The sequence below is a fragment of the Trinickia symbiotica genome, from assembly GCF_002934455.1.
GTDB classification, from domain to species: Bacteria; Pseudomonadota; Gammaproteobacteria; order Burkholderiales; family Burkholderiaceae; genus Trinickia; species Trinickia symbiotica.
Map to the genome: position 1 here is coordinate 708,745 of NZ_PTIR01000001.1, position 22,589 is coordinate 731,333.

Annotated in this window: 17 protein-coding genes and 2 pseudogenes; 10 read left to right on the top strand and 9 right to left on the bottom strand. The window is 64.4% G+C overall.

From position 1 onward, the window contains the following. Window positions 1-677 precede the first annotated feature (677 nt). Window positions 678-1,246: pseudogene (locus tag B0G57_RS03195) on the bottom strand (integrase); the annotation flags it as partial. Window positions 1,247-1,424: 178 nt separating this feature from the next. On the opposite strand from B0G57_RS03195, the gene B0G57_RS03200 reads away from it, so the two are divergent. After that, complete coding sequence (locus B0G57_RS03200; protein WP_018443287.1) at window positions 1,425-2,204, top strand: phosphatase PAP2 family protein; 780 nt, start codon at window positions 1,425-1,427, stop codon at window positions 2,202-2,204. A 423-nt stretch (window positions 2,205-2,627) separates the two neighbouring features. Here the strand turns inward: B0G57_RS03200 and B0G57_RS03205 are convergent, their stop codons facing one another. Further along, complete coding sequence (locus B0G57_RS03205; RefSeq protein ID WP_026230154.1) at window positions 2,628-3,458, bottom strand: undecaprenyl-diphosphate phosphatase; 831 nt, start codon at window positions 3,456-3,458, stop codon at window positions 2,628-2,630. 660 nt (window positions 3,459-4,118) lie between these two features. On the opposite strand from B0G57_RS03205, the gene B0G57_RS03215 reads away from it, so the two are divergent. The 3 genes from B0G57_RS03215 (at window position 4,119) to B0G57_RS03230 (ending at window position 7,055) form a co-directional block, all read left to right on the top strand. Further along, window positions 4,119-4,535 carry a YfeK family protein gene (locus B0G57_RS03215; protein ID WP_102607165.1) on the top strand — a complete coding sequence of 139 codons (417 nt, stop codon included), beginning with the start codon at window positions 4,119-4,121 and terminating at the stop codon, window positions 4,533-4,535. 1,229 nt (window positions 4,536-5,764) lie between these two features. After that, window positions 5,765-6,358 (top strand): hypothetical protein, encoded by a 594-nt coding sequence (locus tag B0G57_RS03225; protein WP_018443292.1) that lies wholly within the window; start codon window positions 5,765-5,767, stop codon window positions 6,356-6,358. A gap of 85 nt (window positions 6,359-6,443) precedes the next feature. After that, window positions 6,444-7,055, top strand: a complete 612-nt coding sequence (locus B0G57_RS03230; protein WP_018443293.1) for a hypothetical protein — start codon at window positions 6,444-6,446, stop codon at window positions 7,053-7,055. A gap of 165 nt (window positions 7,056-7,220) precedes the next feature. On the opposite strand, the pseudogene B0G57_RS31560 reads toward B0G57_RS03230, so the two are convergent. Further along, window positions 7,221-7,402, bottom strand: a pseudogene (locus B0G57_RS31560) (integrase core domain-containing protein); the annotation flags it as partial. Window positions 7,403-8,106: 704 nt separating this feature from the next. Here B0G57_RS31560 and B0G57_RS30780 point away from each other — a divergent pair. Further along, window positions 8,107-8,319, top strand: a complete 213-nt coding sequence (locus B0G57_RS30780; RefSeq protein WP_146013372.1) for a sensor histidine kinase — start codon at window positions 8,107-8,109, stop codon at window positions 8,317-8,319. Here the strand turns inward: B0G57_RS30780 and B0G57_RS03250 are convergent. The 3 genes from B0G57_RS03250 to B0G57_RS03260 all read right to left on the bottom strand — a co-directional run bounded on the left by B0G57_RS03250 (window position 8,268) and on the right by B0G57_RS03260 (window position 10,937). After that, a complete protein-coding gene (locus B0G57_RS03250) occupies window positions 8,268-8,978 on the bottom strand; it encodes a response regulator (RefSeq protein ID WP_102607158.1) in 711 nt (236 codons plus the stop codon). The two genes, B0G57_RS30780 and B0G57_RS03250, sit on opposite strands and share 52 nt — an antisense overlap. Before the next feature lie 448 nt (window positions 8,979-9,426). After that, window positions 9,427-9,690: a hypothetical protein gene (locus B0G57_RS03255; RefSeq protein ID WP_018441607.1), complete on the bottom strand. Its 264-nt coding sequence runs from the start codon at window positions 9,688-9,690 to the stop codon at window positions 9,427-9,429. Between the two features lie 152 nt (window positions 9,691-9,842). After that, window positions 9,843-10,937 (bottom strand): substrate-binding domain-containing protein, encoded by a 1,095-nt coding sequence (locus B0G57_RS03260; protein WP_018441606.1) that lies wholly within the window; start codon window positions 10,935-10,937, stop codon window positions 9,843-9,845. A 152-nt stretch (window positions 10,938-11,089) separates the two neighbouring features. Between B0G57_RS03260 and B0G57_RS03265 the strand changes: the two genes are divergently transcribed. The 4 genes from B0G57_RS03265 to B0G57_RS03280 are packed head-to-tail and all read left to right on the top strand — an operon-like array spanning window position 11,090 to window position 16,406. Then, window positions 11,090-11,617 (top strand): NAD(P)H-dependent oxidoreductase subunit E, encoded by a 528-nt coding sequence (locus B0G57_RS03265; protein WP_018441605.1) that lies wholly within the window; start codon window positions 11,090-11,092, stop codon window positions 11,615-11,617. Next, entirely contained in the window at window positions 11,614-13,185 is a 1,572-nt protein-coding gene (locus B0G57_RS03270; RefSeq protein ID WP_018441604.1) for a formate dehydrogenase beta subunit, read from the top strand. The genes B0G57_RS03265 and B0G57_RS03270 overlap by 4 nt, the downstream gene beginning before the upstream one ends. An 18-nt stretch (window positions 13,186-13,203) precedes the next feature. Continuing rightward, entirely contained in the window at window positions 13,204-16,152 is a 2,949-nt protein-coding gene (fdhF, locus tag B0G57_RS03275) for a formate dehydrogenase subunit alpha (RefSeq protein WP_026229832.1), read from the top strand. Between the two features lie 11 nt (window positions 16,153-16,163). Further along, entirely contained in the window at window positions 16,164-16,406 is a 243-nt protein-coding gene (locus tag B0G57_RS03280; RefSeq protein ID WP_026229831.1) for a formate dehydrogenase subunit delta, read from the top strand. Window position 16,407: 1 nt separating this feature from the next. Here B0G57_RS03280 and B0G57_RS03285 read toward each other — a convergent pair whose 3' ends face one another. Beyond that, window positions 16,408-18,186, bottom strand: a complete 1,779-nt coding sequence (locus tag B0G57_RS03285) for an FAD-dependent monooxygenase (RefSeq protein ID WP_018441601.1) — start codon at window positions 18,184-18,186, stop codon at window positions 16,408-16,410. Window positions 18,187-18,321: 135 nt separating this feature from the next. Here B0G57_RS03285 and B0G57_RS03290 point away from each other — a divergent pair, with 135 nt between their 5' ends. Then, a complete protein-coding gene (locus B0G57_RS03290) occupies window positions 18,322-20,274 on the top strand; it encodes a tetratricopeptide repeat protein (protein WP_018441600.1) in 1,953 nt (650 codons plus the stop codon). Window positions 20,275-20,348: 74 nt separating this feature from the next. On the opposite strand, the gene tcuC is transcribed toward B0G57_RS03290, so the two are convergent. Further along, window positions 20,349-21,647: an MFS transporter gene (gene tcuC / locus B0G57_RS03295; RefSeq protein WP_018441599.1), complete on the bottom strand. Its 1,299-nt coding sequence runs from the start codon at window positions 21,645-21,647 to the stop codon at window positions 20,349-20,351. Window positions 21,648-21,907: 260 nt separating this feature from the next. After that, window positions 21,908-22,504 (bottom strand): CDP-diacylglycerol--glycerol-3-phosphate 3-phosphatidyltransferase, encoded by a 597-nt coding sequence (gene pgsA, locus B0G57_RS03300; protein WP_018441598.1) that lies wholly within the window; start codon window positions 22,502-22,504, stop codon window positions 21,908-21,910. Window positions 22,505-22,589 lie beyond the last annotated feature (85 nt).

Sequence of the window (22,589 nt, forward strand, 5' to 3'; positions counted from 1 at the left end):
TCCGCGCCCGCCGTGGAAAGCGTGGTCTATAGCTTTGAGGAAGCGCCTCAACCAATGAACAAGCGATTTGACACGCCATCTCAATGTTGCAACAGATTTTTCAGGCGGCCCCAGCCGCTGCGAACATACCGACACATTCACGTCTCGCCAAACTGCCCTGCGGCCGCCCGCCGCAATGGGCATTATGTTTGCTAATCGTCTAGGCAACAACGTGAGACGATTTCCACTTCGATAGCAGAGCCAACGCACGGATTGTTCGATGTCATCCGGCCGCCGGGGAAGACCAAAATGAGCATACACGAGCAAGAGTGCGAATTGGCTCACATCGACAGGATGGTCAGTTATCTGGAAGCGCGAGGAGCCGATCTAAAAGGGCAACGCGGTTCAGTATTTACGCCCCGCTATTGGCGAGCGCGTGTCGAAGCTTTGTCGACTCCACTTGGGGCGTCCGATCGTGTTCTTGAGCTGGCGTCGCAACTTCTCGAACGATTGCGTAAGCTGGATGAAGCTATAACGAACTCCCACTTGGATCGAGATTACGGGGCCGAACAAGGTAAGCAAATTTCTATCATAAGCGACGAAGTTGTGAAAACTGATGGGCTTACGTGGAAGTCCGCATAAACGGCCTACTGCTTGAAGTCCCGTGCGGCAAACGCTTGGCCCAACTGCCAGGCGCGCTAAACTTCGTCGCGGTGCAGATAGTCGTCGAGGTCGACGAATAGCGCCGATCGTCGCGCACCATGATCAGCTGGGCGCCCCGCCCGAGCGCGTGCGAGGCGTGCGTGTGCCGCGTCCAATGCGGGCTCGCCCGGCGCAGCTTCTCGGCCGTCCCCGGCCGCTCGTCCTGGAGCGAGTCGACCACCAGCACGAAGAATCGCCTCAGCGCGCGCCAGAGCCGGGCGCTCTCAACGCCTCCGCTGTCCTCTTCGAGGCTTGCGACAAGCGGCGTCGCCGGGTTCCGGCGCGCGGGCGTGACCGGCAGCCCCCGCTGCACGAGATACTGGTCGAGTGCGGTTCTTGCAAGCGGCAACGCCACCTTGCCGCACTTGCCAGCCTTGCCGAGCACCCGCAACCAGTGATCGCCTTGCTCGTCGCGGCGAATGTCGGCGAGCGTCGCACCAACCAGCTTGCTGCCGCGCAGACCCGTCGCATAGCCGAAGTCCAGCAGATACCGCAGGCGTTGCGCGGCCGGCACACGCTAGCCGTAGGACCATTCGAGGCCGTCGGCGGCGGTGTGGATCAGCACAGCCGCGGCGCATTGCCCATTACATCGCCGGCATGACGGATCGATAGGCGCTCAAGGAATACCAACTCGGGGCTGTTTCGCGTCCATGCCCCAGCGATCGGCCCCCACATCAGGAATCAACCTTGACCGCTTTTCACGCTGTCCTCTTGACAAGCGCCGCGCGCCCAGCGCGATTCCGATGGGTGCCGTCGCGGTCTGGACCACGATGCCGAAAGGCAACCGAAAACAAGGCGTTCTAATCTACGTCGCGCAGTTGAGCCGTTTCGATCCGTCTTGGTTCCCAAAGCCGGTCCCGCCTTTTAGCGAGGTCCCCATGGTTCGGAAGACGCTTGGCAATTATCCGGTGCTTAAACGCGGGAGTGCTGCGGCCGCACTGGCACTCGCGTGCTCAACCACTCAAGCGGGCGGCGGCCCGCTCGGGATCGACCACGAGCTGGCATTCGATCAGGGAGGAATCTGGGGCCGGGGATACCAACTCAGCCTCGAGTACGGCGTCATTGCGACGGCGGTCGGCGGCGCGCTCTGGCTTGGCAACGACACCGAACTGGGCCATACGTTCTGGCAGACGATTGACGCAGGCGTCATTTCGTCCGCCGCTGCCGTGGGGCTGCAGTACGCGTTCGGCCGCGCCCGGCCAACGGCCGGCAAGGGCCCCAATCAATGGTTTACCAGCGGCGGACACAGCTTTCCGAGCGGTGAAGTCACCCTGCAGGCAGCCTTCGTCACACCCGTCATCGTCAACTACGGTAGCCGCGATCCATGGGTCTGGGCACTCGAATTGTTGCCGGCCTACGATGCGGTTGCTCGCGTGAAAAGTCAAGCGCACTGGCAAACCGATGTACTGGCGGGCTGGGCGCTCGGATCCGCAGTGGGCTACTGGGCCACGCGGTGGAAAACGCCTCTATTTGTACAGATTCTCCCGCATGGGTTTACCGTGGGCTTCTCGAAGCGCTTTTAGTTGGACGCGCCCGGTGTGGGTTCGTGCCCCGCGCGCGGAGGCGCGCCCCCGCGGCAGCCCCGGTCGTAACGCTGCCACAAGAAGCGGATCGAGCGCCTGTTGCATCGTTTGCTGAGGCTCCTTCGGTGCATCGCGTCCGTTGCCGCCACTTAGTTGGATGCCGGCGCTCGCCGTCGCTGAGTGGGCGCACGGCGAGGCCAAGGTGATCGCCTCTGCAGGACTATTCGAGCGGCGCCTGGCGTTTGAAATGCTTGTCGTCTGGTTGCTTATCTGCTCATCTTGCGTGACGACATGCGCGGCATTGTTTCAGTCCAGCTCAGGTAAATCGCTCCAAGGAGTCATCGTTCGGTTGGCGCCAAACCTGGCGATACGTCCATGTAGAGTCGCTTGCCTACTGAAGTGCCATGACGAAGATCGGCACCGTCAGGCTGGCTGCCCGTGCGTCATCAACCAGGCGAGACAAAGCGCGCCCGCGACGATGCAATAGACGCCGAACGTCGCGAGGCGTCCGCGCCCCTCGAAATACCGCATCAGAAAACGCACACTCAGATAGGCCGCAATCGCCGTTAGCACGCCGCCCAGCAGCGCATCGCCAAGTTGCTCCGGTGCCTTGAACAGCTTGGGCAACTCGAGCACGCCCGCGGCAAAGATGATCGGGGTGCCAAGCAGGAACGCGAATTCGGCCGCGCGTTCAGCCGTGAGGCCCGCCGCGTTGCCGGCAATCATCGTCAGCCCGCTGCGCGAAAATCCGGGCACGAGCGCGCCGATCTGCGCCAGTCCGACGAGAAACGCCTGCCGAAAACTCAGTTTTTCCGGCGGCTGGTGTGCGCGCGCCCGCTGGATGCGATCGCCGACCCACAATAACACGCCGTTCAGAATCAGTGCCATGGCGACGATGCGCAAATCGTGAAAGACCTGCTCAAGCCGCCTTTCGAGTAAGAGACCCACGAGCCCGGCCGGAATCGTGCCGATGATGAGCGCCCACATCATGTGGCCGTCGTCGCTGCGCTGGCCGGAGAGCGTGCCGAACCACCCCTTCACGAGTTCGATCCAGCGCTGCCTGAAATACCAGAGCAGCGCGAGTGCGGTACCGAGATGCAGCGCGACGAGAAACGGAATCAACTGCGGCGCGTGCTGGTCGACGTGCATGCCGACGAGCGCGGGCGCGAGCAGCGTATGGCCGAGGCTGCTCACGGGAAACAGTTCCGTGACCCCTTGCAGCACGCTCAGGAAAATCAGGAACCCAAGACTCACGCGTTGCTCCTTGCCGCCCAAAGGGCAGACGCCGTCTTGGTGTTGCCCTCGAAAACGGTCATTGCGGCGCCGCCGGAACAGCAAGCCGGCGGGGCCGCATGTAGCGGCTCCGCATCGGACCCGTTACTTCGTTTTATCTGGTCGTGCGTCGCGCCAGTGCCGATGCAGGCGGAAAGAACTTGCGATGCGACGATGCGGGCTAATGCGGCCTGGAAAAGCCTGTCTTTCAACGAACTCGTCATGGAGCCTCCCAGAACCATCGACAACCACCAAAGCAAAGCATAGTCCCCCATCGAATCGTAGGGGTGAAGCCCTCTCAACATGCCTTGGATGCCCCATGTTGATGCCCCGACATGCAACAGAATTGCAATGATACCGCGATCACCGCTCCCCGGAACGCGGTATCTTGGCTCTCCTGTCCCCCATCATGCAGGGTTTCGGGAGAGCCTTTTTTCGCTCACGCGTGGCTAGTTGGTGGCGTAGCGACAACGGCGAGTTTGATCGCCGTGTCGCGTCGAGAAATAAGCGCAGCAGCCCGCGGTGAAATTTCCGAGCATGGTTTTCGCTGTGCTGTCTGTCGTTGTGGGACCGGACGACATTTTCTAGGATCCAGAAAGAAAGAGACTCTCGCTCATGAGCGCATTCGCATGGAGCACAGCTGTGTCGCAACTCATTCGCATGGGGCTGGTTGTCCTGGCTGTCGGCATGACGATGACCGCGCAGCCGGGCGAGACTCAGCCCGTTGTGCAGGCGGAAATTATGTCCTTGCTAAACCGCGTTGAAACATCGCACTGCAGGTTCAATCGCAACGGCGCGTGGTATTCGGGGAAGGAAGCGAAGGCGCACTTGCTCACCAAGCTCCACTACCTTGAAAACCGCACTACCCTGACGAGCACCGAACAGTTCATTGGACTTGCCGCGAGCAAAAGCAGCATCAGCGGCAAGCCCTACTTGGTCCAGTGCGGCGACGCGCCATCCCTCCCGAGCGCAACGTGGCTGACGACGCAATTGCAATCGCTGCGCGCGGCTCCCGCAAGCAGTCCGAATACGTCGTCTAGGCCGGCAGCACCCCCGTGAAATGACTGGCCGTGCCCAGCGCAACAAGATTCCAGCAGATAGGAACGCGTCGCGCGGGAAAACTGCATGCTGCGTTTGACGTGGCCGAAGCTGGAATCATGACCACGGTTATCGGGCTGCGCGGCTAGGCTCCCCTCGGCCACCATCCGCGCAGCCCGCCAACGTCATCGGCGAGCGCGCTAAGGGACCGGCGCGCGGCGAGGGCGCCGACGTTCGTTCTTGCGAGTAACAATCGATCGAGAAGTCGCGACGCCAGCGTGGGAACGCAATCAGGTGTCGGTTGACAGGCAACGCTGGAAAGCGCCGATCGCTTTGAGCTGGCCGCTTTGCTTGACCGTGTCGACAAAAAATGCCGCTCTTGCCGGGGGACAAGAGCGGCGAGGCCCCCTGAACGTAGGACAGGGGTGAGTGAACCTATCCTATCCGGATTTGCCCTTTCGAGATCGTGGGTGGCGCCACATAACGTTAGGCGCCGTCATCGAGGGCAACCCATCAGCGAGCACGGCAAGTAGGTCGACCCCGCCAATTGCCCGGCTTCGAGAGCCGATCGCAGTTTTTGCTCGGCGTCTCATTCCTGATTCCGCCTTGGCATGGGCAGCGCAAGACGATCGCCGCAGTGACGTCACGTCCCGCGTATCGCGTATCGCGTATCGCGTATCGCGTATCGCGTATCGCGTATCGCGTATCGCGTTCATGACGCTGGCTAGCACTAACCCGCCCACAGCGCAGAAACGAGCGTGCCGCCGCGTACATCGGAGGGAGCTCTACCAGCCATGGCGGGAAGCCATCCGTACGAGCGCTCGCCTGAATACGCCGCAGGGGAACGAGCGGGCTGAAGTTCCGTATCCATTGCCCGTGGGCGAAAAGGCAATCGCGATTCCCAGCATGTCGCTCGTTCGGACTGGACGAAAGCGAGCCACCGCACGATGTATCGGCCGAACGCACTTTCACGGAACCTATGATTGGTTTGTAGCCGAACATACCCCGTGTCGGCGCCGACCGTACATTATGCCCACTCAGAGGACAGACGAATCACATTGCGGATGAAGACGGGGCTGCAAGCTCCTCATCGGTAGCGAATACCGTATTGCTGGTGGCTGAGCAAAAGACGACTGCAAAGCTACCAACATATGCCGTGACTGCGATTCGCAAGGACAAAAAGCGCTACGGGGCAAGAGGGGGGGCTGCCTCGGAGATCCATATCGCCCCTCTTTACTTAGGAGTCCAAAATGAAACAGAAAATGGTACTGGCGGTTGCGGTATTCGTCCTTTCAACGACTGCGTTCGCAGGCGGCCCGGCGCCGGGCATGAATAGTTCAATAGCGGCTAACGCCAACGGCGGGGTAAGTGGTGCGCTCGGTATCGGCGGCTTTGCCGTGAGCAACGATACAACCTCCACCGTCAACGGCAACTACAGCGCCTCGATGTACGGTCCGGGACAAAGCGCCGGTTCGTTCACAGCCGGCAATCAGAGCTTCGCGAACACCGCGGTGACGTTCGGTACCAACGCGGGCTTCACCAACACGCACTCCATCACCAACACTAACTCTGGCAACGGGAACAATGGGGTAACGAGCACGTACGGCCAAAACAACTTCACGAATACCGGTTTCTCGATTTCGAGCAACACGGGTTCAGAAGATTTCGGCACGAGCACGTTCAGCGCCAAGGGGGCGGGAGACTCCGATCAGAGCGGATGGGCGGACGCCACGGGGAGCTCGACAGCAAATGCAGATGGCTTTGTCGGCGTGGCGGGTGCAGGCTTTGGCAGCTTTGGCTCATTCGAAGGATCTATGTCGAAGACGGGCTTCAACCGCTGGTAATCAGCGCGAATGCCGCGATCAAAGATAGACGTGATCTGAGCGGTGTCGGGCCATACGCGGCCCGGCAAAAAATCGGGGAATAAAAATGCAAAAGGCCATTTTTGCTGTCACTGCGATGCTGCTGAGCGGAATCGCGATGGCACAGGCAAACGGAACGATTACGAATGGTACGCAGTCAACAGCGCAGCAAGCGACAAACGTCAATGTGAACGTCGGTACCGGCAGCCAAGGCTCCGGACCGGCCGGTGTTGCGAATGCGCAGACCGTACCTGCGGAATCTACCGTGGGATATAGCGGTTCGTACACGGTCAGAAGCGCACCGACGGTATATGCCCCGTCGCTAACGGCGTCAGTAACAGAGACCTGTTGGGGTTCTGTATCGGCGGCGGTCTCCGTCGTAGGCGTCGGCGCTACGGGCGCCGCGACCATAAAAGACGCCGACTGCAACCGCCGGCTCAATGCAGCGGTCGCATGGCGGATGGACCGCAAGGACATCGCGTTTAACATCATGTGCCAAGACGATTCGTTCCGGGCAGCGGCTGCGCAGACCAACTCTCCTTGCCTTGAGGACAAGCCGAAAGTTGCGTCCACCGTGAATACCGAGGCGCAATCCAATCCGAAGCTAGTGCCAGTCGCAGGCTCGCCCGGTGTCATGCAGTACCGCCTCGCGGACACGCCGGCTCCGTTATCGCGATAGTAGTTTCTCAACAAACTCCCGGCGTGAGCGCTGCTGAATCGGCTCGAGCTCCGCTATATGGTCGGGAGTCCGTTCAGTGCGCCCCGCAGTTCGATCAGGCCTTCGCCGCACGGGATCTCAAGGGGTAGCTCGCTGATGTTGACTCCCGGACAAGCGCGAGCATCTTCATAACTTGTGGCTCGAGTCGGGCCGTTTCCGGTTGTAAATCTCGATGTATTCGCCGATGGAGCGTCGGGCATGGCTGACCGACTCGTAGGCCTTCAGAAGCACTCCTCGTACTTGATGCTGCGCCACACCCGCTCGACGAATACGTCGTCGCGGCAGCATCCCTTGCTTATGGCAAGCTTAAGAACCGGCGTTGTTACAAAAAACATACTGCTCAAGCCATGCATCTGCGCGCCGATAAAACTGGATGCCACAAACTGGCACAACCTTTTGGAGGGAAGCATGGCGATAAACGCAATAACCGGCCAAACAGCCGGCCCCGTAGCAGACGCCTCCCGTGCGCCGCCACAGCTGGCGAAAGGCACGACACAAGCGACTGCGACGCCGCAACCAAACAGCACGTCGTCCGCGCAATCGACTAAACCGGCTGCATCCTATTCCGTTTCGATCAGCAGCGCGGCGCGCGCCGCACTCGCCGAGGCGACGGAGACGTCCGTGCAGACAGCTCAGGAAGCCCGGCGCGGGGACTTGCAAGCGCAACGCATGCTAGCGAGGGAAAATGCGCAGAAGGCGGCGCTGAACTCATAAGGCAACCGCCGATCCGATTCTCCGCGCGGGAGGCTATTCGCCCCTTCGCGCGGAGCCGCGCCGATTTCGATGTTCCGGCCGATCACCAGCCCCGCGGGCATACACTCGGATACGTGATCCATCCCGACGAGTTTCCCTTGCTTCGGATTCCCGATGGCACCGCTCGCCGCTTTGCCGCCTAGTTCGGGAATCGCCACGAAGACGTTACCGCTTTGCGGATCCCAAACCGACTGCTCGATCCCGTTCATCGCGAGCTGAAATTCGATTTTCGATCGGGCCGCATCGGGCGGATCTGAGCGTGAGGCTGCACCGCACCGAACATGGCCTGTCGCTCGCGATCGAAGACGACGGCGTCGGCTTCGACACGCTTTGCCCGGCCACCGATCCGGACCTCGACCGCGGTCTCGGCCTGATCGGCATGAAGCATCGCGTGGAGGCGGCCGGCGGCACCTTCGTCGTTCACTCGAGCGTAACGGGCGGCACACTCGTCTCGGCAATCTGGAGCGTATGAGACATCGGCGCGATCAGGCCCATGTCGATGGCGGCAAGCACGAGCCCGGTCAGGTTGCAGATGTCGAGCTTGTGCATGAGATTCGCGCGGTATTTCTCGATCGTCTTCGGGCTGAGATTGAGATAGTGCCCCACCTGGCGGTTCGTGCGTCCCTCCGCCACGAGCTTCAGCACGCTGCGCTCACGCGCGGTGAGAAGCTCCCACGCGCTTTTTGGCGCCGACGCGTCGCGGCCGGTCACGAACGACTGAACGAGGTTGCCGTAGACGTCGGCGCTCAAGTGGCGCTTGCCCTGCATCACGGCGCGCAGCGCCGCCACGAGTTCGTCGAACGAAGCGTCCTTGAGCACGTAGCCGTCCACGCCGACCCGCAATGCTTCGCGAACATACTCCTGGGCCTTGTGCACCGTGAGCGCCACGATGCGAATCTGCGGCGAACGGCGCTTGATCGTCGCCACCGCATCGATGCCGTTCATGCCCGGCATCGCGAGATCGGTAAGGACCACGTCCGGCGCCAAAGCGATGGCCTGCTGACAAGCCTCTTTGCCGTCCCGGGCCTCCCCGACCACCTCATACTCGCCGAGCGCGTTGAGCATCGAACGCAGCCCGCAGCGAAGCAAATGATGATCTTCCGCGATCAACAAGCGATGCTTTATGCTCACGGCTCACCCCTTCCCATATCCCTGGCTCGTACGCGCCGCCTCTGAGGCGTGCGCACCGTCTGCGCGCCACGGCCGGATAGCCGGCCGCTTCTCGATTTTTTCCGCGGTCGATGGGCGGCACTCGCGAGCCGGCTCATCCCCTGCGTGTAATGCGCGTCGTGATCGCAAATATCGCGCCACGCCCTGAGCGATGCGGCGCCAGCGAAGAAGCGCCATATCGAGAGCCCACGCTCGGCCGATAAACGTTTCAGGCGTGCAACGCCGGACGGTCGGCAGGCGAGTTCAACACGAAGGGACGCCCGCCCGCGCGGGCAAACCGCGGTGGCGGCGTCTCAAGAGTGAGAAAGACGATATGCGTGGTCGGCAAAGTGACCGGTAACTCCGCGGCGGCGGCTGCGTGTGCGCCGAACCCCGAGTTTCCGCAACGCCGATCCGTGTTATGCGCGGCTCATTGATCTTCGGGGCACTTGAGATTGCAGCCGTCCGGGTCGCCGAGGTCGCCCTTCTTGCGCAGCTCGGACCGGCGCGTCTGATACTTCTTGGTCGGCGCCGAAGCGGCGAATTGCAGCTGAGGATGCTGCTGCAGCCGGAACTGATCGTTCAGGATGCCGCCCGGCACGCCCGGCGAGTTCTGGGCGAAGGCAAGCGTTGCGACGGCTGTCAACGCGCCGGCTGCGAGGGCGGCGGCGCAGGCATTGATGAGCGGTTTCATATTCGTTCTTGCTGCGCCTCGTCGGCGCATCTGTCATGGCTGGGGACGACCCAAGAGACTGGTAAGCCTAACGCAGAACCGGCCGGCTGTGCATTGATTCGTATTACGCACGTATACATGGCGAAAGGCCTGGTGCCCCCGCCCCTACGACGCTAGCGCGACACTCGTGCCGGCGCGCCGCCGCGCAACCCGCTCGCGACGTCCACGAGCAGGCCGCACTCGGCCGGGTCGTAGCCTTCGAGACGCGAGACGCTCGCCTGGAAGGCCTCGCTCTTGAGCACCTCGATCGCGGCCGCGAGCGGCGCCGACGAGAGCCGCCCACGCTCGCAGGCGAAGTAGTAATCCTCGTCGACGACGGGAATGAAGTCGAGCCCGAAATGGTGCGCGGCCGGCGCCACGCCGAAGCCGACGTCGGCCATCCCGCTCGCGACGAAAGCCGCGATCGCCGTATGCGTCAGCTCCGTCGACGCATAGCCGTTGATGCGCTCCGGGTCGACGCCGACGCGGCGCAGCTCGAGGTCGATCAGAAGCCGCGTGCCCGAGCCGGGCTGCCGATTGACGAAGCGCACGTCGTTGCGGGCGAGATCGTCGAGCCCCCGCACGCCCTTCGGGTTGCCCTTCTGGAGGAAAAGGCCCTGCTTGCGCTTCGTCAGATGAATGAGCACATGGCGCCGAGGGTCGAGCCAGCGCCGGTAAATGTCAGCGCAGAGCTCGCGGAACGGGCCGGCCGGCAGGTGAAAACCGGCGAAATCGCACTCGCCGCGCGCGAGCGACGCGACGGCCTCGGCGCTCTCGCGATACTTGATGTCCACCGCGACGACGCCGCGGCTCCCGAGCTCGGCGACGAGCGCCGCCACCGCGTAGCCGTGCGACGCGTGAATGCGGATCGCGCTGCCGCGCCCGAGCTGACGGTTGAGCTCCTCGGCGATTTCGCTCGCGAGCATCTGCATGGGTCCTTCGAGCCGCTCCGCGCAGAGGCGCTGCGCCCTGACGACGGCGTGACCGAGATCCGACAGCGCCGAGCCTTTGCCACGCTCCTTCGAAATCAGGTCGCCGCCGAGCCGCGCCTCGAAAAGGCGCAGCAATCCCCACGCGTGGCGATACGAGAGGCGGCTTTGCTCGGCCGCCTGAGCGATGCTGCCCGTCTCGTCGACGAGCGCGAGCAGCGGCGCGATATCGGTCAAACTCGCCTCATGGCCCGCGCTATCGCGCACGATCAGTTCAGTGACGCACCGGATGTCGATCATTTATGTGGTCCGATTTCCTATTGCATATCGAAAAGCACGCGCCTATTGTTCCAGAACAAGTGAAGAAGCCGAGCATATCTGCAGGCTATATGTACCGCAAGTGCATATTGCAACGCAGTTGCCCTGATCAAGGGACAGAAAGGAGACCCCACGTGGAACATCCCCGCGCCGCCGCGCCGGACGAGCTCGTCCGCCGGCACGTCAAGCCAGGCGCATCGCTGCTTGCAGTGTTGCACGCCATCCAGGATGAAGTCGGATTCATCCCGAAAGAGGCCGTTGCGCCGCTCGCGCGCGCGATGAATCTTTCGCGCGCCGAAGTACACGGCGTCATCACCTACTACCATCATTTCCGTACGACACCGCCCGCACGCGTGACGGTCGCCCTTTGCCGCGCGGAATCATGCCGCAGCATGGGCACCGAGGCGCTCGCGCGGCACGTCGAAGCGCACACGGGTTGTCGGTTCGATGCGAAGCACGGCAGCGGCGATACCGCGGCGCGAGGTCATGACGAAGCCGTCGAGCTCGAATCCGTCTACTGCCTCGGGCAATGCGCGCTCTCGCCGGCCATGACGATCAACGGCAAGCTCTACGCGAAGATGACACCGCCGAAGTTCGACGCCTTGTTCGACGCGGCCTGCGCCGCCGCGGGCGTCGAAGCGAATGCCAAGGAGTCCGCATGAACTCGCCCACGACGCACCGCATTTTCGTGCCGCGCGACTCGTCGGCCCTCGCCATGGGCGCCGACGAAGTCGCGCAGGCGATCGCGAGCGTTGCCGCGGCGCGCGGCCTGGCCGTCGACATCGTCCGCAACGGTTCGCGCGGACTTCTCTGGCTAGAGCCGCTCGTCGAGATTCAAACGGCCGATGGGCGCGTGGGCTACGCGAACGTCGGCGTCGAGGACGTGCCCTCGCTCGTCGATGCATGGCTCTCGGGCGGTGCGCACGAGCGCTCGGTGGGACTCGTCGAGGACATCCCGTATCTGAAGCGCCAGCAGCGCCTCACGTTCGCGCGGCTCGGCATCACCGATCCGCTTTCGATCGACGATTACGTGGCCCACGAGGGGCTCGCGGGCCTGAAGGCCGCGCTCGCGATGAGCGGCGAGGCAGCCTGCGAGCTCGTGCTCGAATCGGGCCTGCGCGGTCGCGGCGGCGCGGCGTTTCCGGCCGGCATCAAATGGCGGACGGTGCGAGCCGCCTCGGCCCCGCAGAAGTACATCGTCTGCAACGCGGACGAAGGCGACTCGGGCACGTTCTCGGACCGGCTCTCGATGGAAGGCGACCCGTTCGGACTCATCGAAGGCATGATCATCGCGGGTGTCGCCACGGGCGCGACCGAGGGCTACATCTACGTGCGCAGCGAATACCCGCACGCGATCGCGACGCTCGAGGCGGCGATCGCGAAGGCGCGCGCGGCCGGCTGGCTCGGTGCGAGCGTGCTCGGCTCGGATCGCGCGTTCGACCTCTTCGTCGCGAAGGGCGCGGGCTCGTATGTCTGCGGCGAGGAAACGGCGCTGCTCGAATCGCTCGAGGGCAAGCGCGGCATCGTTCGCGCGAAGCCGCCGGTCCCGGCGCTCGCGGGCCTGCACGGCCAGCCGACCGTCATCAACAACGTCATTACGCTCGCGACGGTGCCGATCATCTTCGCGCGCGGCGCGGCGTTCTACAAAGACTTCGGCATGGGCCGCTCGCGCGGCACGCTGCCGTTCCAGCTCGCCGGCAACATCAAGCAAGGCGGGCTTGTGGAACTCGCGTTCGGCGTCACGCTGCGCGAACTCATATTCGACTACGGCGGCGGCACCGCGAGCGGACGCCCCGCACGCGCGGCACAGGTCGGCGGACCGCTCGGCACCTACCTGCCCGAGAGCCAGTGGGACATTCCGCTGGACTACGAAGCCTATGCGGCAGTCGGCGCTGTGGTGGGCCACGGCGGCATCGTCGTGCACGACGACACGTCGAATCTCGCCGAGCTGGCGCAGTACGCGATGCATTTTTGCGCGCTCGAGTCGTGCGGCAAGTGCACACCGTGCCGGATCGGCTCGACGCGCGGCGCCGAGGTCATTCAGCGCATCCGCAATGGCGATACGTCCGAGAGGCAGGTCACGCTCTTGCGCGACCTCTGCGACACGATGGTGTCCGGCTCGCTTTGCGCGATGGGCGGTATGACGCCCTACCCGGTCATCTCGGCACTCGATCATTTCCCGGAAGACTTCGGTCTTCGCCCAGTCCAGCCGAATGCGGCTGCGGCTTGACGAATGGAGCAACTCATCATGTCCGACGCATTCGCACAACCCAAAGCGACCGGTGGCTGCGGCTCGGGAAACTGTGCCTGCAAGAGCGCCGCGCTGAACCTGAACCCGCTCGACGACATCGACTACGGCACGCCGCGCCGCTACGCCGACACTGACGTGACGCTCGAAATCGACGGGCGCCCCGTGACGGTGGCCGCGGGCACCTCGGTGATGCGCGCCGCGATCGAGGCCGGCATCAACGTGCCGAAGCTCTGCGCGACCGATTCGCTCGAGCCGTTCGGCTCTTGTCGCCTGTGCCTCGTCGAGATCGAAGGCAAGCGCGGCTATCCGGCCTCGTGCACGACGCCGGTCGAAGCCGGCATGCGCGTCTCGACGCAAACGCCGCGCCTGCAGGACCTGCGCCGCAATGTGATGGAGCTCTACATCTCCGATCACCCGCTCGACTGCCTGACCTGCCCGGCCAACGGCAACTGCGAACTGCAGGACATGGCGGGCGTCGTGGGCTTGCGCGAAGTGCGCTACGGATTCGACGGCGACAACCATCTGAAAGACGCGAAGGATGAATCGAACCCGTACTTCACGTACGATCCGTCCAAGTGCATCGTCTGCAACCGCTGCGTGCGCGCCTGCGAGGAAACGCAGGGCACGTTCGCACTGACGATCGCCGCGCGCGGCTTCGAGTCGCGCGTCGCCGCCAGCGAAAACCAGCCGTTCATGGACTCGGAGTGCGTCTCGTGCGGCGCCTGCGTGGCCGCTTGCCCCACCGCGACGCTGATGGAAAAGAGCGTCACGGTGCTCGGCCAGGCCGAGCATTCGGTCGTGACGACCTGCGCCTACTGCGGCGTCGGCTGCTCGTTCAAGGCCGAGATGAAAGGCGGTCAAGTCGTGCGGATGGTGCCGTACAGGAACGGCCAGGCCAACGAGGGTCATGCTTGCGTGAAGGGCCGCTTTGCCTGGGGCTACGCGACCCACAAGGACCGCATCACGAAGCCGATGATCCGCGCGAAGATCACGGATCCCTGGCGCGAGGTGAGCTGGCGGGAGGCGATCTCGTATGCGGCCTCCGAGTTTCGTCGCATCCAGGGCAAGTATGGGCGCGGCTCCGTCGGCGGCATCACGTCTTCGCGTTGCACGAACGAAGAAACCTACCTCGTGCAGAAGCTCGTGCGCGCGGCATTCGGCAACAACAACGTCGATACCTGCGCGCGTGTGTGCCATTCGCCGACGGGCTACGGCCTGAAGACGACGATCGGTGAATCGGCCGGCACGCAGACGTTCGCTTCGGTCGCGAAATCGGATGTGATCATCGTGATCGGCGCGAACCCGACCGACGGCCACCCGGTCTTCGCCTCGCGCCTGAAACGGCGTGTGCGCGAGGGCGCGAAGCTCATCATCGCCGATCCGCGCCGCATCGATCTCGTCGACGGTCCGCACGTGAAGGCCGACTATCACCTGCCATTGCGGCCCGGCACGAACGTCGCACTCATTAATTCGCTGGCGCACGTCATCGTGACCGAGGGGCTCGTCGACGAGAAGTTCGTGGCCGAGCGCTGCGAGCCGCTCGCCTTTGCGCAATGGCGCGATTTCGTCGCGCATGAAGAGAACTCGCCCGAGACGATGGAAGCCGTGACGGGCGTGCCGGCGAAGCAGGTGCGCGAGGCCGCGCGCCTTTATGCCACGGGCGGCAACGGAGCGATCTACTACGGCCTGGGCGTCACCGAGCACGCGCAAGGCTCGACGACGGTGATGGGCATCGCCAATCTCGCGATGGCGACGGGCAACATCGGCCGTGAGGGCGTCGGCGTCAATCCGCTGCGCGGACAGAACAACGTGCAAGGCTCGTGCGATATGGGCTCGTTCCCGCACGAGTTGCCCGGTTACCGCCATATAGGCGGCGCCGAGGTGCGCGGACAGTTCGAAGAAGCCTGGCACGTCGAGCTCGATCCGGAACCGGGGCTGCGCATCCCGAACATGTTCGATGCGGCGCTCGACGGCAGCTTTAAAGGCCTTTACTGCCAGGGCGAGGACATCGTTCAGTCGGACCCCGACACGCAGCACGTGGCCTCGGCGCTGTCATCGATGGAATGCATCGTCGTCCAGGATATCTTCCTCAACGAGACCGCCAAGTACGCGCATGTTTTCCTGCCCGGCTCGTCGTTCCTCGAAAAGGATGGCACGTTCACGAACGCGGAGCGGCGCTTTTCCCGCGTGCGGCGCGTGATGACGCCGCTTTGCGGCTATGCGGACTGGGAAGTCACGCAGTTGCTCTCCTGCGAGCTCGGCTATGACATGAACTACGCGCATCCGTCCGAGATCATGGACGAGATCGCGCGGCTCACGCCCACGTTCCACGGCGTCTCGTACGATCTCATCGACGAGCTCGGCAGCGTACAGTGGCCCTGCAACGAGGCCGCGCCGCAAGGCACGCCGACGATGCACGTCGACGAGTTCGTGCGCGGCAAGGGCAAGTTCGTCATCACGAAGTTCGTGCCCTCGCACGAAAAGGTCACGCAGCGCTTCCCGTTGCTGCTGACGACGGGCCGCATCCTCTCGCAGTACAACGTCGGTGCACAGACGCGGCGAACGGAAAACGTGCAGTGGCACGACGAGGACCGGCTCGAGCTCCATCCGCACGATGCCGAAGACCGCGGTATCAAGACAGGCGACTGGGTCGGCATCGAGTCGCGCGCCGGGTACACGGTGCTGCGCGCGCTGGTGACCGAGCGCATGCAGCCGGGCGTCGTCTATACGACGTTCCACTTCCCCGAATCGGGGGCGAACGTCATCACGACGGACAGTTCCGATTGGGCGACGAACTGTCCGGAGTACAAGGTGACGGCCGTGCAGGTATTGCCGGTACAGCAGCCGTCCGAGTGGCAGCAGCACTATTCGCGGTTTTCGGAAACGCAGCTCGCGTTGCTGCGCGAGCGCGAGCGGGCGCTCGGCGCCGTGACCGCGGGTAAGTGAGGGCCGCCATCATGAATCAACACCATTTGGTCGATATGGCGAACAGCATCGGCGAGTTTTTCCAATCGATGCCCGATCACAACGAGGCGCTCGCCGGCATCGCCGACCATATTCACAAGTTCTGGGAGCCGCGCATGCGGCGCACGATCCTCGCCATGCTCGACGATCCGGCCGCCAGCGCGCCGCTGCTGCCGATCGTCAAAGAGGCGCTCGTGAAGGCGCGCGGCGAACTGACGCCGCGCGAGGCCGCATGAATCATCGTTGCTTGCGCGCGGCCGCGAACCAGGTCTCGCAATGCCGCAAGAGCGCGCTCGCATCGGACGCGGGACGTCCGCGCGCGCAGAGGTACCCGTCGGGCCGCAGCAAGTAGAACGCGGGCCGCGTGCGCCCGTAGGTCTCCGTCAACGACGGCCCCCCGCCCGTCAACGCGTCGGTGACGCGCCAAATCCGCACGGCGCCTGATAGGGCGCCGTCGACCGTCGAGGCGAGGCGGTCGAGATCGCCATCGACGCCGACCGCCTCGGGCGGAAGCGCGCCCGTCGCGTCGAAACGCTTCTTTGCATCGGTCGGCAACGTAACGAGCAAAAACAGCGTGTAGCACGCCGGATCGTGCAGATCGTAGATGTATCCGGTGCCCGGCGCGCGCCCGAGCGGCCCGTCGATCACCTGCACGAGCGCATCGGGCGCCCGCTCGCCCGCACGCGGGCCGCCGTCGAGCACGCGCTCGAGCGTCAGCGGACTGCGCCGGTACTGAATCGAGAGCTCGCTCACCATCAGCCGCGCCGCGTCGCGCAGCGGACCGAACGCGGCGAGCATCGGCATCGCCCGATCGCGTAGCAGCTTGAGCGGGCCGCGCTCGGCTTCGGCCAGTTGCGTGATGAAGCTCGTTTGCCGCAGCACATCGCGCTCGATCGGATGACGCTCCGTCTGGTAGGTGTCGAGCAACGATTCGGGGGCGTGGCCGGACAGGACGCGCGCGAGCTTCCAGCCGAGATTGAACGCCTCCTGGATCCCCGTATTCATCCCCTGCGCGCCGGCGGGACTGTGGACATGCGCCGCATCGCCCGCAAGAAAGGCGCGCTGCACGCGCAGCTTCTCGACCATGCGGCTGTGGAGCCTGAAATACGACGACCACTCGAGCGCCGACAACTCGAGCGGCCGGTGGATGCGTCGTTGCGCGGCTGCGCGCAAGCGCTCGATGCGCGGCGCCAGCGGGTCGCGCGCTTCGACGGAGGTGGCGGCGGCCACCTCGTGCGCTTCGCCCGCCGCCATCACGGCCATCAGCTTCTCGGGCACACGGCTCGCTTCTTCCTGTCTCGGCGGCGCGCCGTCGGGGTCGCCCGGCGGATTGTCGGCGATGAATCGATGACGCCCGCCGCCCAACGGGAAAATCGCCGCGAGCCCGTCGCCCGACGCGAAGAGATGGAACTCGTCATCGGCGAGGTCCGAGTCGGCATGCAAATCCGCGAGCATGAACGTCTGCTCGAACGCCTTGCCCGCGAAGTTGAGGCCGAGCAGGTGCCGCACGGTGCTGTGCGCGCCGTCGGCCGCAACCACATACGACACGTGCGCCGTTTCCTCGCGGCCGTCCGCTTGCCGAAGACCGACTTCCACGCGCGAGGCGCTCTGCGTCAGACTGACGAGCTCGACGCCGCGCTCGATCGCGACCCCGAGCGTGGCGAGATGGTCAGTCAGAAAGCGTTCCGTGACCGTCTGATCGAGCGCGAGCAAGTAGGGATAGCGCGTCTGCAACGGATCGAAGTCGAGCCGAGCGAGCCGATGGCCGTTCGAGTAGAGATTGGCCGCGCGCAGCCGGTGGCCAGCTTCGAGAAACGGCTCGACCACGCGGTGCTGTTCGAAGAGCTCGAGCGTCCGGGCCTGGATGCCGATCGCACGCGAATGTTGCGCTGGCCGCGGCGCTCGATCGATCAAGCGCACGGGAATGCGCGCGCGCGCAAGGCTCATTGCGGCGGCAAGCCCAGTGGGGCCCGCGCCGACGATCAACACCGGCTGGTCGTTTAGAGCGGCGGCCATGCTTTATCTCCGGCGAACATGACACGTCGCCTAGTGTACGCTGGCCGCGACCCGGCCGGAGGCTCGCGGCAATGCGTCCGAGCGGCAACGGGGCACAGGTATGGGAAAATGCCGCCTTCGCCGATTGCCCTGCCAATGGATACACTTTTCGCCCGCGCCTTTGCGGCTCACCGCGACGGTCGGCTCGCCGAAGCCGAACGTGATTATCGCGCCACGCTCGACGCCGACCCCGCTCACGCCGACGCCCTGCATCTACTGGGCGTTCTGAGGCATCAGCAAGGACGCCATGCCGAAGCGGCCGATCTCGTCGGCCGCGCCGTCGAGCTGCGCCCAAACGATGCGGGCCTGCAGCTCAATCTCGGCAACGCGCTGAAGGCGCTCGGCCGGCTCGATGGCGCCATCGAGCGTTTTCGCAACGCGCTCACGCTCGCCCCCGGATTTGCGCTCGCGCACTACAACCTGGCCAATGCTTACGCGGTGATCGGCCGCCACGAAGACGCCGTCGACGCGTTTCGCCGGGCGCTGCGGCTGTCGCCCGACGACGCCTCGATCTGGAACAACCTTGGCAACTCGTTGCACGCGATCGGACGCCACGAAGAAGCGATCGACGCGTTCACGCGCTCGCTCGAGCTGCGTCCCGGGCACGCGGGAGCGCACAACAACCTCGGCATGGCGCTCGCCGCGCTCGGGCGCGCCGAAGCAGCCGTCGTCCATTTCGAGCGGGCCCTCGCCGCCGAGCCGCGCTTTACGGCGGCGCATTTCAACTTGGGCAACACGCTCGACGCGATCGGCCGGCATCGGCAAGCCGTGGCGGCGTTCGAAGCGGCGCTCGCGCTGCACCCGCGGTTTCCGCCCGCGCTGCTCGGACTCGGCAACGCACTGGCCGCGCTCGACCGACATGCCGAAGCGATTGCCGCGCTCGAACGCGCGGTCGGACTCGATCCGCATTTGGGCCTCGCCTGGCTGAGCCTCGGCAATGTTCACCATGCGACAGGCGCGCAGGAGGCGGCGCTGCGTGCTTACGATCAGGCTTTGAGGCTGCGTCCCGAGCTGGCCTCGGCGCGTCTCAATCGCGCCATGACGCTGCTCGCGCTCGGCGACTTCGATCGCGGGCTTCGCGACTACGAGGCGCGGCTCGATCTCGTCCGCGCGGCACGCGCGCAAGCTGAGCACGATGACGCCGGCGCAAGGGAAAACGAACGAACGCGTGCTTTCGACGAGCGGGCCGATACGCTGCCGCGCTGGCGAGGCGAGCCGATCGCCGATCGCAGACTGCTGATCGACGCCGAGCAAGGCTTCGGCGACACGCTGCAATTCATGCGCTTCGTTCCGCTCGCGCGCGAGCGCGTCGAGCGCATCGTTTTCGCCGTGCAGCGCGAACTGCTGCCGCTCGTCGCGCCGCTCGCCGAGGCTTGGCGCGTCGATGTCGTGGGACGCGGGGAGGCGCGCGTCGAGGCGGATTTGCACTGCCCGTTGCTGAGTCTTCCGCTCGCGCTCGGCACGGCGGCCGACTCGTTGCCGGCCGCGAGCCGCTATGTCGACGTGCCGAAGCAGTATCGCGATCGATGGCGCGATCTGCCGGGCGGGCCGACGAAGCGCAAGGTAGGGCTAGCCTGGTCGGGTCGCATCCAGCGGCATGAAACGCGCTCGATGCCGCTCTCCTCGCTCGAGCCGCTTTTCGCGCTGGCCGATATCGAATGGATCGTCCTGCAGCCCGATCTGAGCGACGACGAACGCCGCGCGCTCGACGCGCATCCGCGCGCGGCGTCGATTCACCGTTTCGACGACCGGATTCGCGACTTCGCCGATACGGCTGCGATCGTCGACGGCCTCGATGCCGTCGTCTCGATCGATACGTCGATCGCGCACTTGGCCGGCGCCCTCGGCAAACCGCTGTTGCTGATGCTGCCTTTCGCGGCCGATTGGCGGTGGTTCGCCCCGCAAAGCGAAGTGCTGCGGGAGATCGGCGCCGACAGAAGCCCGTGGTACCCGAGCGCGCGGCTCGTCAGGCAACGCGCGCCGGGAGCATGGAATGAAGTGGTGCGGACGGCCGCCCGCCTGCTCGAAGAGACGCCAGGCCGCGCTTGACGCGCGGGCGGGCGGGCGCCGAATCCGTTAAATGGAATAAAGCACCGAACGCGCTCCCGCGCGATCCCACCCGGTCAAACGACCTTGTATTGATTGCGCGCTTCCGGCGACCGGTAGAGCGCGAACGTGGCAATGAGCCCGCAGACAGCGGCCAGGCCCATCCAGAGCCCCGGCGCGGCCTTGTTGCCCGTTTCGTGAATCAGCAGCGTCGAGATGGCGGGCGTAAAGCCGCCGATCGTCGTGGCCAGGCTGTAGGCGAGCGAGAAACCGGCCGTGCGAACGTCGCTCGGCATCACTTCGGTGAGGGCGACGACCATGGCACCGTTATAGCTGCCGTACAGGAACGAAAGCCAAAGTTCGACGGCGAGCAGCCGCGCGAACGACGGTTCGGCCACGAGCCAATGCACCGACGGATAGGCGGTCAGGATCGTGAGGATCGTGAAGACGAGCAGCACGGGACGACGCCCGACCCGATCTGAGACGGCGCCCATGACCGGCAGCCAGACGAGGTTCGAAAGCCCGATGCAGACTGTGACGACGAGCGTGTCGATCGACGAGAGCTTCAGGACCTCCTTACCGAAGGTCGGCGTATAGGCGGTGATCATATAGAACGAGACCGTCGTCATGATGACGAGCCCCATGCCGCCGAGCACGACGCCCCAGTTCTGCACGAGCGACTTGAAGACCTCGCCGATCGACGGCCGATGCCGTTTCGCGAGGAATTCGTCCGTCTCCTTCAGCGAGCGCCGGATGAAGAACAGGAACGGCACGATCAGGCAGCCGATCAGGAACGGCACGCGCCAACCCCAGGCCGACATCTGATCGGCCGGCAGGAGACGATTCAGGAACACGCCAAGGAGGGCCGCGAAGACGACGGCCACCTGCTGGCTGCCCGATTGCCACGAGCAATAAAACCCTTTGTGTCCCTTCGTGGCGATCTCGGAAAGATAGACCGAGACACCGCCCAGTTCGACGCCGGCCGAGAAGCCCTGCAGCAGTCTGCCGCACAGCACGAGCACCGGCGCGAGCGCGCCGATCGTCGCATAGCCGGGAACGGCCGCGACGGCGAGCGTGCCGATCGCCATGAGCGACAACGTGAGGATGAGACCCTTGCGGCGGCCGTGATGATCGATGTAGGCGCCGAGCACGAGCGCGCCGAGAGGACGCATCATGAAGCCCGCGCCGAACACGGACAACGACAGCATCAGCGAGACGAAATCGCTGCCGTTCGGAAAATAGGTCTTGGCGATCGCCGAAGCGTAATAGCCATAGACCATGAAGTCATACATTTCGAGGAAGTTGCCGCTCACCACGCGAAAGACCGTGAGGAATTTCGATTCGGCGTGCGGTGCGGGGGATGCGCTGGACGACATGACGCTCTCGGGGAAAAACGCGCCGGCGTGCTCGAGGCACGGCGACGAGGAGGAGGAAAGGGCAACCGTTCGTGGCGATCCGGCAAGAGCGGGCCATGAACGCGAAGGCTCAGATCGTACTCGAACCTAGGGATTACCACATCAGGGTTCACCCTAGGTCGATCGAGCCATGGTCCCTAACCGGCGCCCAGGCCGGGGGCCGACTGACCAGCCCCAAAGTACAGCGGGTTCCGAGCTTCAGACCGTTTTACGATGAATGCTTACAGCACGCGGCCGCGCTGGCGGATCTCCGGCCAGGCCAGCTTCATGTAATAAAGCATCGACCAAACCGTCAGAATCGCGGCGACGTAGATGAGCCAAATCCCCCAGACCCGCGTATCGATGACGAACCGGCCGGGCACCAGCGGCAACGGGCCGTAATAGAGCAGCATTGGGATCGCGACCATCTGACAGACGGTCTTGAACTTGCCGAGCCGATTGACGGCGACGCTTTTCGCCGCGCCGATGTGCGCCATCCATTCGCGCAGCGCCGAGATCGCGATCTCACGGCCGATGATGACCAGTGCGATCGCGGCCTCGATCCGCGCGAGCTGGACGAGGACGAGCAGCGCCGCGGTGACCATGAGCTTGTCGGCCACGGGATCGAGAAAGGCGCCGAACGCCGACGTCTGGTTCCACTTGCGCGCGAGAAAGCCGTCGAACCAGTCGGTGAGCGCGGCCAGCACGAAGATCGCGCACGCCGCGACATTGCGATAGAACTCGCTCATCGCCGTATCGGGCATGTAGAACACGCCTACGATGAGCGGAATCAACACGATCCGCAGCCATGTCAGAAAGATCGGGAAATTGAACGGCATGAGCGAGTGGCGGTGCGCTTGAGCGGGATCGGGAAATGCCGCGATTATCGCATCCCGGCGTCGTGGGCCAGGAATTCCCGACGTG

What these genes read in the sequence shown, in the direction of transcription:
- B0G57_RS03200 (WP_018443287.1), top strand. Translation starts at nt 1,425, where the DNA reads ATGGGTGCCGTCGCGGTCTGGACCACGATGCCGAAAGGCAACCGAAAA.
- B0G57_RS03225 (WP_018443292.1), top strand. Translation starts at nt 5,765, where the DNA reads ATGAAACAGAAAATGGTACTGGCGGTTGCGGTATTCGTCCTTTCAACG.
- B0G57_RS03230 (WP_018443293.1), top strand. Translation starts at nt 6,444, where the DNA reads ATGCAAAAGGCCATTTTTGCTGTCACTGCGATGCTGCTGAGCGGAATC.
- B0G57_RS03255 (WP_018441607.1), bottom strand. Translation starts at nt 9,690, where the DNA reads ATGAAACCGCTCATCAATGCCTGCGCCGCCGCCCTCGCAGCCGGCGCG.
- B0G57_RS03260 (WP_018441606.1), bottom strand. Translation starts at nt 10,937, where the DNA reads ATGATCGACATCCGGTGCGTCACTGAACTGATCGTGCGCGATAGCGCG.
- B0G57_RS03270 (WP_018441604.1), top strand. Translation starts at nt 11,614, where the DNA reads ATGAACTCGCCCACGACGCACCGCATTTTCGTGCCGCGCGACTCGTCG.
- fdhF (WP_026229832.1), top strand. Translation starts at nt 13,204, where the DNA reads ATGTCCGACGCATTCGCACAACCCAAAGCGACCGGTGGCTGCGGCTCG.
- B0G57_RS03280 (WP_026229831.1), top strand. Translation starts at nt 16,164, where the DNA reads ATGAATCAACACCATTTGGTCGATATGGCGAACAGCATCGGCGAGTTT.
- B0G57_RS03285 (WP_018441601.1), bottom strand. Translation starts at nt 18,186, where the DNA reads ATGGCCGCCGCTCTAAACGACCAGCCGGTGTTGATCGTCGGCGCGGGC.
- B0G57_RS03290 (WP_018441600.1), top strand. Translation starts at nt 18,322, where the DNA reads ATGGATACACTTTTCGCCCGCGCCTTTGCGGCTCACCGCGACGGTCGG.
- tcuC (WP_018441599.1), bottom strand. Translation starts at nt 21,647, where the DNA reads ATGTCGTCCAGCGCATCCCCCGCACCGCACGCCGAATCGAAATTCCTC.
- pgsA (WP_018441598.1), bottom strand. Translation starts at nt 22,504, where the DNA reads ATGCCGTTCAATTTCCCGATCTTTCTGACATGGCTGCGGATCGTGTTG.